At 66.0% G+C, this 15,808-nt stretch carries 15 protein-coding genes; 12 read left to right on the forward strand and 3 right to left on the reverse strand.

Annotated elements, in window-relative coordinates; all coding sequences use genetic code 11:
- The first annotated feature begins 30 nt into the window (after positions 1–30).
- The 10 genes from AB4Y79_RS01915 (at position 31) to AB4Y79_RS01960 (ending at position 11,444) form a co-directional block, all read left to right on the forward strand.
- Positions 31–1,026 (forward strand): DNA topoisomerase IB, encoded by a 996-nt coding sequence (locus AB4Y79_RS01915; RefSeq protein WP_441858254.1) that lies wholly within the window; start codon positions 31–33, stop codon positions 1,024–1,026.
- Positions 1,027–1,065: 39 nt separating this feature from the next.
- Positions 1,066–2,526: an FAD-dependent oxidoreductase gene (locus AB4Y79_RS01920; protein WP_441858256.1), complete on the forward strand. Its 1,461-nt coding sequence runs from the start codon at positions 1,066–1,068 to the stop codon at positions 2,524–2,526.
- Positions 2,527–2,583: 57 nt separating this feature from the next.
- Positions 2,584–3,189 (forward strand): TetR/AcrR family transcriptional regulator, encoded by a 606-nt coding sequence (locus tag AB4Y79_RS01925; RefSeq protein WP_441858258.1) that lies wholly within the window; start codon positions 2,584–2,586, stop codon positions 3,187–3,189.
- Entirely contained in the window at positions 3,189–4,472 is a 1,284-nt protein-coding gene (locus AB4Y79_RS01930) for a glycosyltransferase (RefSeq protein WP_441858260.1), read from the forward strand. The genes AB4Y79_RS01925 and AB4Y79_RS01930 overlap by 1 nt, the downstream gene beginning before the upstream one ends.
- A gap of 72 nt (positions 4,473–4,544) precedes the next feature.
- Entirely contained in the window at positions 4,545–5,888 is a 1,344-nt protein-coding gene (locus AB4Y79_RS01935; protein WP_441858262.1) for a GAF domain-containing protein, read from the forward strand.
- 141 nt (positions 5,889–6,029) lie between these two features.
- The gene (exaC, locus tag AB4Y79_RS01940; protein WP_441858264.1) at positions 6,030–7,553 is read left to right on the forward strand and encodes an acetaldehyde dehydrogenase ExaC; all 1,524 of its coding nucleotides are present in this window, start codon (positions 6,030–6,032) and stop codon (positions 7,551–7,553) included.
- A 45-nt stretch (positions 7,554–7,598) separates the two neighbouring features.
- Positions 7,599–8,621 (forward strand): alcohol dehydrogenase AdhP, encoded by a 1,023-nt coding sequence (gene adhP / locus AB4Y79_RS01945; protein WP_441858266.1) that lies wholly within the window; start codon positions 7,599–7,601, stop codon positions 8,619–8,621.
- A complete protein-coding gene (locus AB4Y79_RS01950) occupies positions 8,621–9,028 on the forward strand; it encodes a DUF779 domain-containing protein (RefSeq protein ID WP_441858268.1) in 408 nt (135 codons plus the stop codon). The genes adhP and AB4Y79_RS01950 overlap by 1 nt, the downstream gene beginning before the upstream one ends.
- 174 nt (positions 9,029–9,202) lie before the next feature.
- Positions 9,203–10,765: an amino acid permease gene (locus AB4Y79_RS01955; protein WP_441858270.1), complete on the forward strand. Its 1,563-nt coding sequence runs from the start codon at positions 9,203–9,205 to the stop codon at positions 10,763–10,765.
- A gap of 79 nt (positions 10,766–10,844) precedes the next feature.
- The gene (locus tag AB4Y79_RS01960; protein ID WP_441858272.1) at positions 10,845–11,444 is read left to right on the forward strand and encodes a TetR/AcrR family transcriptional regulator; all 600 of its coding nucleotides are present in this window, start codon (positions 10,845–10,847) and stop codon (positions 11,442–11,444) included.
- Between the two features lie 4 nt (positions 11,445–11,448).
- Here the strand turns inward: AB4Y79_RS01960 and AB4Y79_RS01965 are convergent, their stop codons facing one another.
- The 3 genes from AB4Y79_RS01965 to AB4Y79_RS01975 all read right to left on the reverse strand — a co-directional run bounded on the left by AB4Y79_RS01965 (position 11,449) and on the right by AB4Y79_RS01975 (position 14,223).
- On the reverse strand, positions 11,449–12,084 hold the full coding sequence (locus tag AB4Y79_RS01965) for a DUF2461 domain-containing protein (RefSeq protein ID WP_441858274.1): 636 nt from the start codon (positions 12,082–12,084) through the stop codon (positions 11,449–11,451).
- Between the two features lie 148 nt (positions 12,085–12,232).
- A complete protein-coding gene (locus AB4Y79_RS01970) occupies positions 12,233–13,729 on the reverse strand; it encodes a catalase (RefSeq protein WP_441858276.1) in 1,497 nt (498 codons plus the stop codon).
- On the reverse strand, positions 13,726–14,223 hold the full coding sequence (locus tag AB4Y79_RS01975; RefSeq protein ID WP_441858278.1) for a Fur family transcriptional regulator: 498 nt from the start codon (positions 14,221–14,223) through the stop codon (positions 13,726–13,728). The genes AB4Y79_RS01970 and AB4Y79_RS01975 overlap by 4 nt, the downstream gene beginning before the upstream one ends.
- A gap of 150 nt (positions 14,224–14,373) precedes the next feature.
- Here AB4Y79_RS01975 and AB4Y79_RS01980 point away from each other — a divergent pair, with 150 nt between their 5' ends.
- Together AB4Y79_RS01980 and AB4Y79_RS01985 are read left to right on the forward strand one after the other, a co-directional pair.
- Positions 14,374–15,075 carry a FadR/GntR family transcriptional regulator gene (locus tag AB4Y79_RS01980; protein WP_441858280.1) on the forward strand — a complete coding sequence of 234 codons (702 nt, stop codon included), beginning with the start codon at positions 14,374–14,376 and terminating at the stop codon, positions 15,073–15,075.
- Positions 15,076–15,263: 188 nt separating this feature from the next.
- Positions 15,264–15,808, forward strand: a 545-nt coding sequence (locus AB4Y79_RS01985; protein WP_441858282.1) for a lyase family protein, incomplete at its 3' end; no start/stop codon positions are given.

Here is a 15,808-nt window from a genome sequence, read left to right on the forward strand (position 1 = left end):
GACACATGCGCCTTTCCCGGAGCCCGCCCGATGAGGCTCCGGCGCAGCAACGCCTCCGGCCGCGGCTACCGCAGGGTGGCCGCAGGAACAGGCTTCAGTTACCGGGACCTCGACGGTTCCACCCTGCCGCCAGGACCCGTGCGGGACCGGCTGGAAAGCATCGGCATTCCACCGGCGTGGACCGATGTGTGGATTGCCCCGTTCGAGAACGGCCACATCCAGGCAACCGGGGTGGATGCGGTGGGCCGGCGCCAGTACATCTACCACCCGGAGTGGCGCGAAAGGAAGGATCGGGCGAAGTTCGACCGGTCCCTCCAGTTGGCCGAATCGCTGCCCGCGGCCCGCCGCAAGGTCACCATGGACCTGCGGAGCGAGGGCTTTACCCGGGAGCGCGTCCTGGCGGCAGCCTTCCGGATGCTTGACAGCGGATCCCTGCGGGTCGGCTCCGAACGCTACACCAACGAAAACGGCAGCCGCGGCCTCGCCACGCTGCTGTGTGCCCACGTCCGGGTGCGCAAGGACAGGATCCTCCTGAGCTTCCCGGCCAAGAGCGGCAAGGACTGGGAATCGGAAATCCGCGACCCCGACCTCGCCGATCTCCTGCGCCTGCTCAAGCGCCGTGGCCCGAATGCCCGGCTGCTGGCCTATAAGGACGGCAGGAAGTGGCGTCCGGTGACCAGCGCGGACATCAACGCGTACGTGAAGGAGCGGACCGGGTCCGATTTCACGGCCAAGGACTTCCGGACTCTGCGGGGCACGGCGGCCGCCGCGGCCAGCCTGGCCCGCACCGGCGCCCTGCGCACGGCGGCCAAGCGGAAGCGCGCCATCAGCCGGGCCATGATCGAGGCCGCGGAGACCTTGGGAAACACCCCTTCGATCGCCCGCAAAAGCTACGTGGACCCCCGGGTTGTTGACCACTACCACGACGGCGAGACCATCGATCCGAAGCGGCTGGACTCCGCCGAAGCCGAACTGCGGGCACTCCTGTACCGGGAAGGCCAAGTGGTGCCCCTGGCCGCCAACTAGAATGGGGCCTTGTGCGTTGCACCATGCAGCGCATGAATCATGAGCAGGACCAGTTCAGAAGGGCTCCCGGTGTCCAATCACAGCGAATCCGCCGCCAACCGTCCGCTCCGCGTCGCCATCATCGGCGCGGGACCGGCAGGAGTCTATGCTGCGGACATCCTCACCAAGTCCAGCGGCGTGAAGGACGGCGACTTCCAGGTCAGCATCGACCTCTTCGAGGCCTACCCGGCGCCGTACGGGCTGATCCGTTACGGCGTGGCCCCGGACCATCCCCGGATCAAGGGCATCGTCAACGCCCTGCACAAGGTCCTGGACCGCGGCGACATCCGCTTCCTGGGCAACGTGACCTACGGCCGGGACCTGACCCTGCACGACTTCCGCGCGTTCTACGACGCCGTGATCTTCTCCACCGGCGCCGTCAAGGACGCGGACCTGGACATCCCCGGCATTAACCTGCACGGCTCCTTCGGCGGAGCGGATTTCGTGTCCTGGTACGACGGCCACCCGGACGTGCCCCGCGAGTGGCCGCTGGAGGCCAGGGAAATCGCCGTGATCGGCAACGGCAATGTAGCCCTGGATGTGGCCCGCATGCTGGTCAAGCACCCGGAAGAACTGCTCAGTACCGAAATCCCGGACAACGTCTACCAGGGGCTGAAGGCATCCCCCGTGACGGACGTCCACGTCTTCGGCCGCCGCGGCCCGGCCCAGGTCAAGTTCACCCCGCTGGAGCTGCGGGAGCTCAGCCACATGGACGACGTCGACATCGTGCTCTACCCGGAGGACTTCGAATTCGACGACGCCTCGGACGAGGCCATCCGCAGCAATAACCAGATCAAGACCATGGTGAACACCCTCACCAACTGGCTGGTGGAGGAACACGCCGAAGCCGAGAACCCCTCGTCCCGCCGGCTGCACCTGCACTTCCTGCACAGCCCGGTGGAAGTGCTCGACGACGGCACAGGCAACGTGGGCGGCATCAAGTTTGAGCGGATGCAGCTGGACGGGACCGGCAACGCCAAAGGCACGGGGGAGTACGTCGAATACCCCGTCCAGGCCGTGTACCGCGCCATTGGCTACCACGGCTCGGCGCTCGATGAACTGGAATATGACGCCAAGCGCGGCGTCATTCCGAATGAGGGCGGCCGTGTCCTGGACGCCGGCGGCAAGCCAGTCCCCGGAATCTACGCCACCGGCTGGATCAAGCGCGGCCCCGTGGGCCTGATCGGGCACACCAAGGGCGATGCCCTGGAGACCATCGGCTTCCTGCTGGAGGACCGGCTGAACCTCCCGGCGGCCCGGAACCCGGATCCGCAGGCGATCATCGACCTCCTGGAAGAGCGCGGCATCGAGTACACCACGTGGGAGGGCTGGAACAAGCTCGACGCCCACGAGGCCGGCCTCGGCGCTGCCTGGACCGGCCCCGAAGGGATGGACCACGTGGCGCGCGAGCGCATCAAGGTAGTGCCGCGCGAGGAAATGATCCGCATTTCCCGCCGCTGACGCTTCCCGAATATGCGGCCCTGTGCAGCGCCGCATATTCGAGTTAACATAATTAACATGAAAGTCGGCGGGGCAAAGACCCGAGCCTATGACTCCCGGAAACGCGCCTCGGCTGCGGCGCAGACGGGTCACCGCATCATGCAGGCCACCGAAGACCTGTTCATGGAAGGACCGCTCGCTGACGTCACGTTGAACGCCGTGGCGGGGCGGGCGGGCGTCACGGTCCAGACCATCATCCGCCGGTTCGGCGACCGGGCGGGCCTGATCCGCGCCACGGCAGAGTCCGCCGCCGCCCGCGTCTCGACCCAACGGAATGCCGCTCCACCCGGTGACGTCCACGCCGCCGTCGAAAACCTGCTCGACCACTACGAAACCACCGCCGCGCTCGCCCTGAAGCTCCTCGCCGAGGAACACTCATCCGCGGACCTCGCCGCCATCACGGGGGCGGCCCGCCAGCTCCACCGGCAATGGTGCGAACGGGTGTTTGCGCCCTTCCTGGAACCCATGGCGGGCACGCCGGACCGTGACCGCCGGCTGGCCCAGTTCGTCGCCGTCTGCGACGTCTACACCTGGAAGCTGCTCCGCCGCGACGCCGGGCTCAGCCGCGACCAGGTGGCCCTTTCGCTCCACGAAATGCTTGAGCCCTTCATCCGGAGGCCCTGATGCCAACCGTCCTTGCCTACACCTCACCCGCCATCGGCCACCTGTTCCCGATGGTCCCGCTGCTCCTGGAGTTGAAGGCGCGCGGCCATGATGTCCACGTCCGTACCTTGCCCCGGCAGGTTCCCATGCTCACGGAGTCGGGGTTCCATGCCGGGCCGGTGGATGGCAGGGTTCTTGAGATCGAGGCCACGGATTACCGCGCCAGGAACGCGAAGGCCGCCCTGGCTTCCAGCGTTGAGACCTTCGCGGCCCGCGCCTGCATTGATGCACCGGACCTGGAGAAGGCCATTGCCGACGTCGCCCCGGACCTGCTGCTGATCGACATCAACGCATGGGGAGCCCGCATCCACGCCGAATCGTCAGGGTTGCCGTGGGCCACCTTCAGCCCCTACACCCCGCCGCTCCAGTCACGCGGAACGCCGCCCTTTGGCCCGGGGCTTGCCCCGATGGCCGGACCCCTGGGAAGGGCACGTGATGCGGTGGTCCGCCGCCTGGTGATTGGTGCGGTGGAGAAGCTGATGCTGCCGCGCATCAACGCGCTCCGGGCCGGGCTGTCCGGCGGACAGCTTCCACCGGTCAGCGGTGCTGACGGGATGTTCCGCACGGCGCCGCTGATGCTCGTTACGACGTCCCAGCCGTTCGAGTATCCCCATCCGGACTGGGCCCCGGACGTGCGGATGATCGGCGCCCTCGACTGGGAACCGCCCATGGAGCCGCCGGCTTGGCTCTACGATGCTGGGGATCCCGTGGTCCTGGTGACCACCTCGTCCGAATACCAGGCAGACGAGGCTATTGTCCGGGAGGCGGTGGCCGCCCTGGCCTCGGAGCCTTTCACCGTCGTCGCCACGCTGCCGGCTGCCGAAACGGGTTCGGCCGGGGCAGCCCGGGCACGGGGGATCGACGGCATTGGCCCCGTCCCGCCCAATGCCAGGCTTGAGCATTTCGTCCCGCACGGGCCCGTGCTGGATCGTGCCGTCGTTGCCGTTACCCACGGCGGAATGGGGGCCACGCAGAAGGCGTTGTGCAGGGGAGTGCCGGTGGCGGTGGTTCCGTACGGCCGGGACCAGCACGAGGTGGCGGCAAGGGTGGTGGCTGCGGACGCGGGGGTGCGCCTCACCCGGAAACGGCTCACACCGGATTCGTTGCGGGCTGCCGTCCGGGAGGCGCTCACCAAAACACCGGGGGCCCGACGGGTCGCTGAGGGGTACGCGGCCGCCGGCGGCGCAGCTGCCGGCGCGGACGCCCTTGAAGAGGTGATCAACCTGCCCCGCCCGGCCGGGTGACGGTCCGCCGGGCTAGGCCACGCCGGGCAGGGTTAGAATAGCCGCCACACCCCTGCGCTATCCGGGAGTTCGATGACGAACCTGATCCAGCCTGAACCGCGCCAGCGTGCCGCGCTGGCGGGGCACGAGCGCCTGGACTACGCGTTCGACGACGCCACCCCCGAAATCCCCGGCCTGCGCTCCCTGATCCGCGAATCCTGGCAGCGGTCCGCCCGCTTCAAAGCGAACCCGGACAGCGCCGCCGCACCGCTGGCATTCGATTGGGACGAGCTGGAGGACTACCGCCGCCGGCATCCCCTGGCCGCGATCATGCCGGTCATCAACAAGCTCCTGGTCCAGCCCAGCCACGACAGCGGGCTCCTGGTGGCCGTAGGGGACGAGGTAGGCAGGCTCCTCTGGGTGGACGGCGATCCGGCGCTCCAGCGCCGGGCCGAAGGCATGATGTTCGTCCCCGGCGCCAACTGGTCCGAAGCGAGCGTTGGTACCAGCGCACCCGGAACGGCACTCGCCCTTGGCCGTGGAATCCAGATCTCAGGCGCAGAGCACTACCAGCGGGCGGTACACCCCTGGAGCTGCACCGCCGTTCCGTTCCACGATCCCGACTCAGGCGCCGTCCTGGGCGTCGTGGACATCACCGGGACAGCCACCGCGGTGGCGCCGCACACGTTGTCGCTGGTGGAGGCGACGGTGGCTGCGGCCCAGGCCCAGCTGCGGGTGGAACGCCTGCAGCATGCGGCGGAGCTGGCAAGGAAGCCCGTACGACGACGGTCCCCGGCCGGTGCGGGCAGGCAGGGCCGGGATGCCACGGAAGGCAGCCTCTACCGCAACAGCCTGCAGCTGCTGGGCCGCGACCAGGCACTGCTCAGCCTGGGAGGAAAGACTGTTGCCCTGTCTGCCCGGCACAGTGAAATCCTTGCGCTGCTGGGCATGCATCCGGACGGGCTCACCGCCGAGGAACTCAGTTCTTTGCTGTACCCGGGAGAGGGGTCCACCATGACGCTCCGTGCCGAAATGGTGCGCCTGCGTAAGGTGATCCAGCAGCTCAGCCCCGAGGCCGTCCCCGGCTCGCGTCCCTACCGGCTCCCCGTGGACGTCGTGGCCGATACCGGCCAGGTCCTCAGTTGCCTGCAGCGCGGTGCCCACCGGATTGCGCTGGAGATCTACCGCGGCGCCGTGTTGCCCCGCTCCGAGGCCCCCGGCGTCGTGGACCTCAGGAACAGGGTTTCATCCCTGCTCCGCGAGGCGGTCCTGACGGATGGCAGCGCCGAGTCCCTGCTCAAGTTCGCCGCGCTGCCCGAGGCGACAGACGACGTCGGCATCCGCCGCGCCGCGCTCCGGCTCCTGCCGCCGCGCTCACCCAAGCGGGCCGCCGTCGTCGCTGATCTTGAACGGCTGGAAGCCGAACTCCGCGCCTAAAACCCGGCCTGCCCGGTGGTTGAGCTTGTCGAAACAGGATCAACCACCGTTGCAACCTTGCTGCAACCTTCCAGCTTCTACGCTGGCTCCAACGGCGGGCCCCATGTGGGCCGGCCTCCTGCACAGCAAAGGAGCTAAGCAATGACCGTTTACGCGCAGCCGGGAACCGACGGTTCGAAGGTCACCTTCAAGGACCGGTACGAGAACTGGATTGGTGGCGAATGGGTGGCCCCGGTGAAGGGCCAGTACTTCGAAAACATCACCCCGGTCACGGGCAAGGCGTTCTGCGAGGTGGCGCGCGGCACCGCGGAGGACATCGAACTGGCGCTCGACGCGGCCCACAAGGCGGCTCCGTCCTGGGGCAAAACCTCCGTGGCTGAGCGTGCTGCCATCCTGAACAAGATCGCGGACCGCATCGACGAAAACCTCGAAATGCTCGCCGTCGCCGAAACCTGGGACAACGGCAAGCCGGTCCGCGAAACCCTCAACGCAGACCTTCCGCTGGCCTCGGACCACTTCCGCTACTTCGCCTCCGCCGTCCGGGCCCAGGAAGGCAGCCTGTCCCAACTGGATGACAACACCACCGCCTACCACTTCCACGAACCGCTCGGCGTCGTCGGCCAGATCATCCCCTGGAACTTTCCCATCCTGATGGCCGTCTGGAAGCTGGCCCCGGCGCTCGCCGCCGGCAACACCGTGGTGCTCAAGCCCGCGGAGCAGACGCCAAGTTCCATCCTGGTCCTGGTGGAACTCATCGGGGACCTGCTGCCCGCCGGCGTGCTCAACATCGTCAACGGCTTCGGCGTGGAGGCCGGCAAGCCGCTGGCCTCCAGTTCCAGGATCCGCAAGATCGCGTTCACCGGCGAGACCACCACCGGCCGCCTGATCAGCCAGTACGCCAGCCAGAACCTCATCCCCGTCACCCTGGAGCTGGGTGGCAAGAGCCCCAACATCTTCTTCAGCGACGTAGCGCAAGAGAACGACGCGTTCTATGACAAGGCCCAGGAGGGCTTCGCGCTGTTCGCCTTCAACCAGGGCGAAGTCTGCACCTGCCCGTCCCGCGCGCTGGTGCAGGAGGAGATTTATGACTCCTTCATGGCGGACGCCGTGGCACGGGTGGAGAAGATGATCCAGGGCAACCCGCTGGATACCGAGACCCAGGTTGGTGCGCAGGCGTCCAACGACCAGCTCGAGAAGATCCTGTCCTACATCGACATCGGAAAGCAGGAGGGCGCCAAGGTGCTCACCGGTGGCGCGCGCGCCGAACTTCCCGGCGACCTGGCCGGCGGCTTTTACGTCCAGCCCACCGTGTTCGAGGGCCACAACCGGATGCGGATCTTCCAGGAGGAGATCTTCGGCCCCGTGGTGGCAGTGACCAGGTTCAGCGACTACAACGACGCCATGGGCATTGCCAATGACACGCTCTATGGCCTGGGCGCCGGCGTATGGTCCCGCAACGGCAACGTGGCATACCGCGCCGGCCGTGAAATCCAGGCCGGCCGTGTCTGGGTCAACAATTACCACGCCTACCCGGCGGGTGCCGCGTTTGGCGGCTACAAGTCCTCGGGCATCGGGCGCGAGAACCACGCGATGATGTTGGACCACTACCAGCAGACCAAGAACCTGCTGGTCAGCTACGACGAGAACAAGCTGGGCTTCTTTTAGGCCCGGCCGCACCACACCCACTACAACGACGCAAGGATTTCGCCAATGACGACGACAATGCACGCAGCAGTAGTAACCGAATTCGGCACGGATCTGTCCATCCAGGACATCGCCGTCCCGGTGCCCGGGCCCGGGCAGGCACTGGTCAAGGTGCTCACCACCGGTGTCTGCCACACCGACCTCCACGCCGCGGAGGGCGACTGGCCGGTGAAGCCCACGCCGCCGTTCGTTCCCGGCCACGAGGGCGTGGGCGAAGTGGTGGCCCTGGGCGAGGGCGTCACCGATCTTGCCATCGGCGACCTCGTGGGCAACGCTTGGCTGTGGTCCGCCTGCGGCGACTGCCAGTATTGCCGCACCGGCTGGGAAACCCTGTGCGAGGCACAGGAGAACGGCGGCTACAGCGTGGACGGCTCCTTCGGGGAGTACATGCTCGTGGACTCGCGATTCGCGGCCCGTATACCGGTGGGATCCGACCCCGTCGAGGTGGCGCCGGTGCTCTGCGCGGGCGTTACCGTCTACAAAGGCCTGAAGATGACGGAGGCGAGGCCGGGCCAGTGGGTCACCATCTCCGGCATCGGCGGGCTGGGCCACATCGCCGTCCAGTATGCAGTGGCCATGGGCCTGCGTGTGGCCGCGGTGGATATCGCCGACGACAAACTCGCCCTGGCAAAGGCCCACGGCGCCGAACTAACAGTCAACGCCCTGCATGAAGACCCGGCCGAAGTGATCCAGCGTGAAACAGGAGGATGCCATGGAGTCCTGGTTACTGCGGTGCACCCGTCAGCGTTCGGGCAGGCCATCGGGATGGCCCGCCGCGGCGGAACCATTGTGTTCAACGGACTGCCGCCGGGCGACTTTCCCGCGCCGATCTTTGACATTGTGCTCAAGGGGTTGACGGTCCGTGGCTCGATCGTGGGCACCCGGCAGGACCTCGAGGAGGCCTTGGACTTCTACGCCCGGGGGAAGATCCACCCCACGGTCTCCGTGCGGGAACTTTCCGAGGTCAACGCGGTGTTCGACGAGATGAAGCATGCCAAGATCGACGGCCGCGTGGTGCTGAAGTTCTGATGCACACTCAAGGGCTTGAGGCCGCGGTGACGCTGCCCGGGGAAGACTTTTCCCGGGTGGCCCTCACTCCCGCGGCTGTAGACCTCCTGCGGATGCTCTGGGAGCGGCACGGTCCGCTCATGTTCCACCAGTCAGGCGGCTGCTGTGACGGGTCCTCGCCTATGTGCTACCCGGCGGGGGAATTCATCACGGGGGATTCAGATGTACTGCTGGGGCTGTTCGACCTCTCGGACGGAGTGCCCCCCATGCCTTTGGAGTTCTGGATGTCCAGGGAACAGTTCACTTACTGGAGCCACACGCATCTGGCCGTGGACGTCGTAACGGGCCGGGGAAGCGGGTTTTCGGTGGAGGCGCCGGAGGGCAAACGCTTCCTGATCCGCTCAACCCTGATGGACTGGCCCGTCTAGGAAGTTCGGCAAAACACGCCTCGGGGCCCTCCGTCAGGAGGGCCCCGAGCACGTTGGCGGAATAAAGTTCGGCCAAATAGTCGTCTCACTATTCGGGACAATTGGGGCCGTCCAGTGGATGGACACTATCGTTGATAGGTCTGTTTCCATCACAAACCAGGATTGTGACCCCCAATGAATCTTCTGCGGACAAAATCCATCGAGCAATCAATCGCCGACGCCGATGAACCGGGACGCAAGCTCAAGCGTTCCCTCAGCACCTGGGACCTCATGATCATGGGTGTCGCCGTTGCCGTGGGCGCCGGCATCTTTTCCGTCGGCGCGAAGGCTGCCGCAAACTTTGCCGGCCCCGCCGTCACGCTGTCCTTCGCCATCGCTGCCGTCACCTGCGCGCTGGCCATCATGTGCTACGCCGAGTTCGCCACCGCAATCCCCGTGGCCGGTTCAGCCTACGTCTTCACGTACGCCACCATGGGCGAACTCCTCGCCTGGATCATCGGCTGGAACCTGATCCTGGAGTTGTTCACCGCCGCCGCCGTGATCGCCAAATACTGGGGCATCTACCTCAGCAAGGTCTTTGCCCTCACCGGGGCCGACATCCCGCCCGCCATCTCCCTCGGCGGCGTGGACCTCTACTGGGGTGCCTTCCTGATCGTGGCCATCTTCACCGTGCTGTTGGTCCTGGGCACCAAGCTCTCTGCCCGCGTCGGCAACATCTTCACCCTGATCAAGATCGGCGTGGTGCTGTTCGTGATCGTGGTGGGCTTCACCTACGTCAAGGTCGAAAACTACTCCCCGTTCGTTCCGGCAGCGGAGCCCACCGCCGGCGCCGGCGGTGCGGACGTGCTGAAGCAGTCCTTCTTCGGTTTCCTTACCGGTGCTGCCCCGGCCCAGTACGGCAACCTGGGCATTTTCGCCGGTGCCGCCCTGGTGTTCTTCGCCTTCATCGGTTTCGACGTGGTGGCTACCTCGGCCGAGGAAGTGAAGAACCCGCAAAAGACCCTGCCCCGCGGCATCTTTGGCGGCCTGGCCCTGGTCACGCTGCTCTACATCCTGGTGTCCCTGGCACTGACCGGCATGGTGTCCTACACCCAGCTGGCCGAGGCCAAGAGTCCCACGCTCACCACCGCCTTTGAGGCAGTGGGGGACACCTCAGCCGCCAAGGTCATCGCCTTCGGCTCCCTGGTGGGCCTGACCACCGTGATCATGGTGCTCCTCATGGGCCTGTCCCGCGTGGTGCTGGCCATGAGCCGCGACGGCCTGCTGCCCCGGGCTCTGTCCAAGACCAGCGAAAAGCGTTCCACCCCGGCGCGCCTGCAGATCATCTGCGGTGCCGCGGTGGCCCTGGTTGCGGGCCTCACCAACGTGGACCTGCTGGAGGAAATGATCAACATCGGCACGCTCTCCGCGTTCGTGGTGGTGAGCCTGGGTATCCTGGTGCTCCGCAAGAAGCGCCCGGACCTGAAGCCGGCCTTCCGGGTCCCGTTCGGCAAGGTGCTGCCGGTTGTCTCCGCGGTTTTGTGCCTGTACCTGATGACCAACCTCGCCGTGGAGACCTGGATCTTCTTTGCGTTCTGGCTGGTCATCGGCCTTGCCATCTACTTTGCCTACGGCCAGCGCCACTCGCGGCTCAACGAACGCTTCGCAGAAGCCAATGCGTCCGTCAACGGGGGCCCGGGTAACGGCCGGCGGGCTGCCGAGGAGTCCGACGACGAGGACGCTCTGTCCCGGACCTGACCACCCCTCACCTCTGGTGAACTGCCCGCCCGGCCCCTGCCGGGCGGGCAGTGGCGTTTCCGGCTCCTAGGATGGATGTATGGCACGTCCCTCCCGGTCAGAACGCAAAGCGGAACTGCTTGCTGCCATTCTTGACTACCTGATGGACAAGACCCTGGCCGAACTGAGCTTCCGGAGCCTCGCAGAGGGCCTGGGGATGAGCTCCTACACGCTGGTGTACCACTTCGGCAGCCGGGAGCAGTTGATCAACGACATAGTGGTGTCCATCGAGTCGCGCCTGGACCGGATGCGCAACACTGATGTGCGCGACATTGACCGGGAAGCGTGGCGGGCCTTCCTGCTCGACTCGTGGCAGTGGACCATGGCCCAGCGGAACCGGCACCTGACCAGGCTCGAGTTCGAGGCTACCTCGCAGGACATTGTGGCTGCCACGCCCCGGGGCACCGCGCAGGAGCATTTCCGCCTGCTGCACCACAAAACCCGCGACTGGCTGATGGTCCAGGGCATTCCCGAGGAATATGCGGACACCGATGCCAGGCTTTTCACGTCCACCTTCTACGGCCTGCAGTTCGATTTCGTGGTGATGAACCAGCCCGATGCCGCCACAAAAGCGTTCGAGCTGATGCTGACAGTGTTCTTCAACAACCTCGAGACGCGCCTGGCCGACGCAGGACCCTAAGGCGTCAGGGGGCCGCGTAGCGGCCCACCCATTCCACGAGCGGACGGAGGTTCCGCCACCGTTCCGCGACCTGCTCTTTCGCGGCCGGTGTGGAGACCCAGTCGGGCTGGCCGACCTCGACCCCTGCGGACAGCGATTTGTGCTTGAGCAGTTCGGCACGCGGATGGTCTTTGTCGAATCCCCGGGGGACGGTCTTCAGTTTCTCGCCCTCGATGGCAAAACCTGCCCCGGCCACGGCGTCCACAATGTCTTGCAGGGCGGACCCGCTGGCGGAAGCATCCGCGGCGGAGCGGAACCGGGCCAGCTGCGCGGGAGTATGGGAATGGTAGCCGCCGCCGATCAACAGTCCGTCAGCGTTGATTTGGAGATAGAACCCAACGCCTTCCTGGCGTGCGGCGAATGCGCCTTGGGCGGTCTTGTACGGCGACTTGTCCAGCGAAAAGCGGATATCCCGGTTGGGGCGGAACAGCTTGGCGGGGCCGAACTCGGGCTCCAGTTCGGAGAGCAGGAGGGTGAGCGGCTCCTTGACCGCTTCTTCGTACATGCCTTTGTGTTCGAGCCACCAGTCGCGGTTGTTGTTCTCTTCCAGCTGTGCGTAGAAGCTGAAGGCTTCCGGGGGAATGCCTGCGAAAGTGTTCATGTACGGAGCCTAGGGCCGCCGTCCGTGACCGGCCAGACCTCCGGCGCCCTATGTGCAAAACCGCAGCGCAGACAGCAGAACACCCCGCCCCCGGGCAGCCCGGGGGCGGGGTGTTCCAATCGGTTCGGTTGGCCCGAACAGTGCAGTGCTAGCCGATCTTGTTGGCGGACTCTGCATCCGAGGCCGGAGCCGAGGGGACATCCCCTGCGCCGAGGTTGGCGCGCAGCTTGGCGCCAAGTTCTGCGTCAACGTTGGTCCAGTACTGGATGGCGCGTTCCTTGATGCCCGGGCTCTTGACGCCGCCCACGGCACCGGTGATGGTCTCCAGGAAGCGGGCCTTGGCTGCCTCGTCGTAGACCTCGCGGTAGAGCGCACCGGCCTGGACGAAGTCGCTGTCCTCGGCGTGGAGGGAGTGCGCGGCAAGGGTCAGCTCGCCGTCGTTCTCCCAGCCGCCGGCCGGGTTCTGCGGCTCAACTGCAGCCGGGCCACCCACGGAGTTGGGCGCGTAGACCGGCACCGAGGGGGCGTTGAACAGGAAGCGTCCCTGGCCGTCCTGGCTGTAGTTGTTGACCTGGTTCTTGGGCTGGTTCACCGGGATCTGGGCGTGGTTGGTGCCCACGCGGTAGCGGTGTGCATCGGCGTAGGAGAAGATGCGGGCCTGCAGCATCTTGTCCGGCGAGGCGGCAATGCCGGGCACGAAGTTCGACGGCGCAAAGGTGGCCTGCTCGATCTGCGCGAAGTAGTTCTCCGGGTTGCGGTTCAGCTCCATGGTGCCAACCTTGATCAGCGGGTAGTCGCTGTGCGGCCACACCTTGGTCAGGTCGAACGGGTTGAAGCGGTAGGTCTTGGCGTCCTCGTACGGCATCACCTGGACGTGCAGGTCCCAGGAGGGGAAGTTGCCGGCGGCGATGTTCTCGGAGAGGTCGCGGATGTAGAAGTCCGCGTCGGAGCCGGCGAGCTGCTCGGCCTGCTCGCTGCCCATGGAGTTCACGCCCTGGTTGGACTTGAAGTGGTACTTGACCCAGAAGCGCTCGCCCTCGGCGTTGATCCACTGGTAGGTGTGCGAGCCGTAGCCCTGCATTTCGCGCCAGGAGGCGGGCAGGCCGCGGTCACCCATGAGCCAGGTGACCTGGTGTGCGGACTCGGGGGACAGGGTCCAGAAGTCCCACTGCATGTCGGCGTCGCGCAGGTGCGTGCCCGGCAGGCGCTTCTGGGAGTGGATGAAGTCCGGGAACTTGATGCCGTCGCGGATGAAGAAGACGGGGGTGTTGTTGCCCACGAGGTCGTAGTTGCCCTCGGTGGTGTAGAACTTCACGGCGAAACCGCGGGGATCGCGCCAGGTGTCCGGGGAGCCGTTCTCACCGGCGACGGAGGAGAAACGGATCAGCATCTCGGTCTCGGCGCCGGGCTGCAGGAACGCAGCCTTGGTGTACTTGGAGATGTCCTCGGTGGCCTTGAAGGTGCCGAATGCGCCGCCACCCTTGGCGTGCACTACGCGCTCCGGAACCCGTTCGCGGTTGAACTGGGCAAGCTTTTCCACCAGGTAGTGGTCTGTCAGGATGATGGCACCGTCGGCACCAACTGACTTCGAGTGAGCGTCGGACGTAACCGGCGCACCTGACTGGGTTGTGGAAACGGCAGTCATTGTTCTCCTATTTCTTTGTTACTTGCAAGGGACGATTGGGGAGGAAGTTGTTGGGCCCGCTGGCAGTCCTGGCAGATGCCCTGGTACATGACGTCGGCGACCTGGATGGTCATCGGCTTGGCGTCAGGGTTCCAGTGGGGCGTGAGGCACGGGGCGTGGCCGACGGCGCAGTCCACGTCCTCCACGCGCCCGCAGCTGATGCAGATGGCGTGGTGGTGGTTGTCGCCCACACGCGTCTCGTACAAGGCGGGGGAGTGCGGCGGTTCGAAGCGGCGCAGCATGTGCAGGTCCGTCAGGTCGCCGAGGACCACGTAGACCGACTGGGCCGTCAGTTCCGGCAGTTCGGCGCGCGCGGCGGCCAGGATGCTTTCGGCGGGGGAATGCGGGTGGCGTTCGACGGCGGCCAGCACGGCGAGCCGCTGCTTGGTCACCCTGCGGCCGTGGGCGCGCAGGGCCGCAGCCCATGCATCCTGGCCGTCAAAGTGCTCCGTCATGGCTCCATTCAAACACTTATTTTGACTTTATCGCAATAAGGCGTGGCTAACCTCCTGCCAACCTTGGCGCTGGCCCACCCGGGTCGTTGCGGGCGTCCAGTATTTCGGCCCCTTTTGACAGAGCTTGTGACTAGTGCCATAGTCGTTCGTATGGACCTGTTGGACAGCTGGACAGCTAGACAAGAACCGGTGGTGCGCGTTGGTGCGGCGGAGCAGGTTTTCGCTTCGCTGCGTGGCGCCATAGAAGGTGGACAGATCCCCGTTGGTACTCGCCTCGACTCGGAAGCAACGCTTGCCCGGCAGTACGGCGTCAGCAGGACCATGGTCAGGGAGGCGCTGCGCTCATGCACCGCCCTGGGACTGACCGCCACCCACACAGGCAAGGGGACCTTCGTCATCGCCGACAAGGTCGCCCGGGACCTCAAGCTCGGAAAATACTCCGCCAGCGCCCTCGTGGAGGCCCGGCCCCATGTCGAAGTCCCCGCCGCAGGCCTGGCTGCCCGGCGCCGCAGCAACGAAGACCTGGAAGCCCTTCGGGAAATTCTTCGTGAAATGGCGGAGGAGGATGACATCCAGCAGTGGGTGCTCCTGAATACGGAGTTCCACATGACCATCGCCCGGTGCAGCGGCAACGGCGTCTTTGAATCATTTCTGTCGGACATTTGTGAGGCGATGGCGAACCAGTCAAGTACCCTCAATCTGCTGGCCGACCGGCGGAAGGAATCAGGCGACGAACATGCCCGGATTTTCGCTGCCATCGAGCGGGGCTCGGCCGAGGACGCGTCCCAAGCCATGACCATGCATCTGCATGGGGTGGAGTGTGCCCTGGGCACCATCGTCCCCGGAGGCTGACCGGCTACTCCCTGCGGCAGGCAACGGTCTCTGCCACAGTCCTCAGTTCACAGGACAACCTGTGCGCCGCATTCCTTTTCACTTCCTTCCGTTCCACGCCCTGGTTCACCCTGCCCGTTTTCAGCCCTGCCCTTCTTCAGCCCAGCCCTTTCGTCCACGCCCGTCAACGAAGCCCTGTGAGGACCCCTATGACCATGATTGACACCGTTGCGGATGCTCCATCCGCCCCCGCCACGAGGTCCGAGCACGACCTGCTGGGCGACCGGGAGGTCCCCGCGACTGCGTACTGGGGCGTGCACACGCTCCGGGCCGTGGAGAACTTCCCGATCACCGGCCAGAAGCTGTCCTCCAACATGCACCTGGTCCGTGGGCTGGCGGCCGTCAAGCTCGCGGCCGCCCGGACCAACCGTGAGCTGGGCCTGCTGGACGCCGAGCGGGCCGATGCCATCGGGCAGGCCTGCCAGGATGTCCTGGCCGGCCGGCTTGCTGACCAGTTCGTGGTGGACGTCGTCCAAGGCGGTGCCGGGACCTCGTCGAACATGAACGCCAACGAGGTCATCGCCAACCGTGCCCTGGAAATCCTTGGCCACCCCAAGGGCGACTACGCCAGGCTGCACCCGAACGACCACGTCAACCTCAGCCAGTCCACCAACGACGTGTACCCCACGGCCGTGAAACTGGGCACCATCTTCGCCGCCCGGGAACTGCTGGCCGCACTCGAAGAACTCGAGGA

The sequence above is a fragment of the Pseudarthrobacter sp. YAF2 genome (genome assembly GCF_052113345.1).
In the GTDB taxonomy this organism is placed as follows: Bacteria; Actinomycetota; Actinomycetes; order Actinomycetales; family Micrococcaceae; genus Arthrobacter.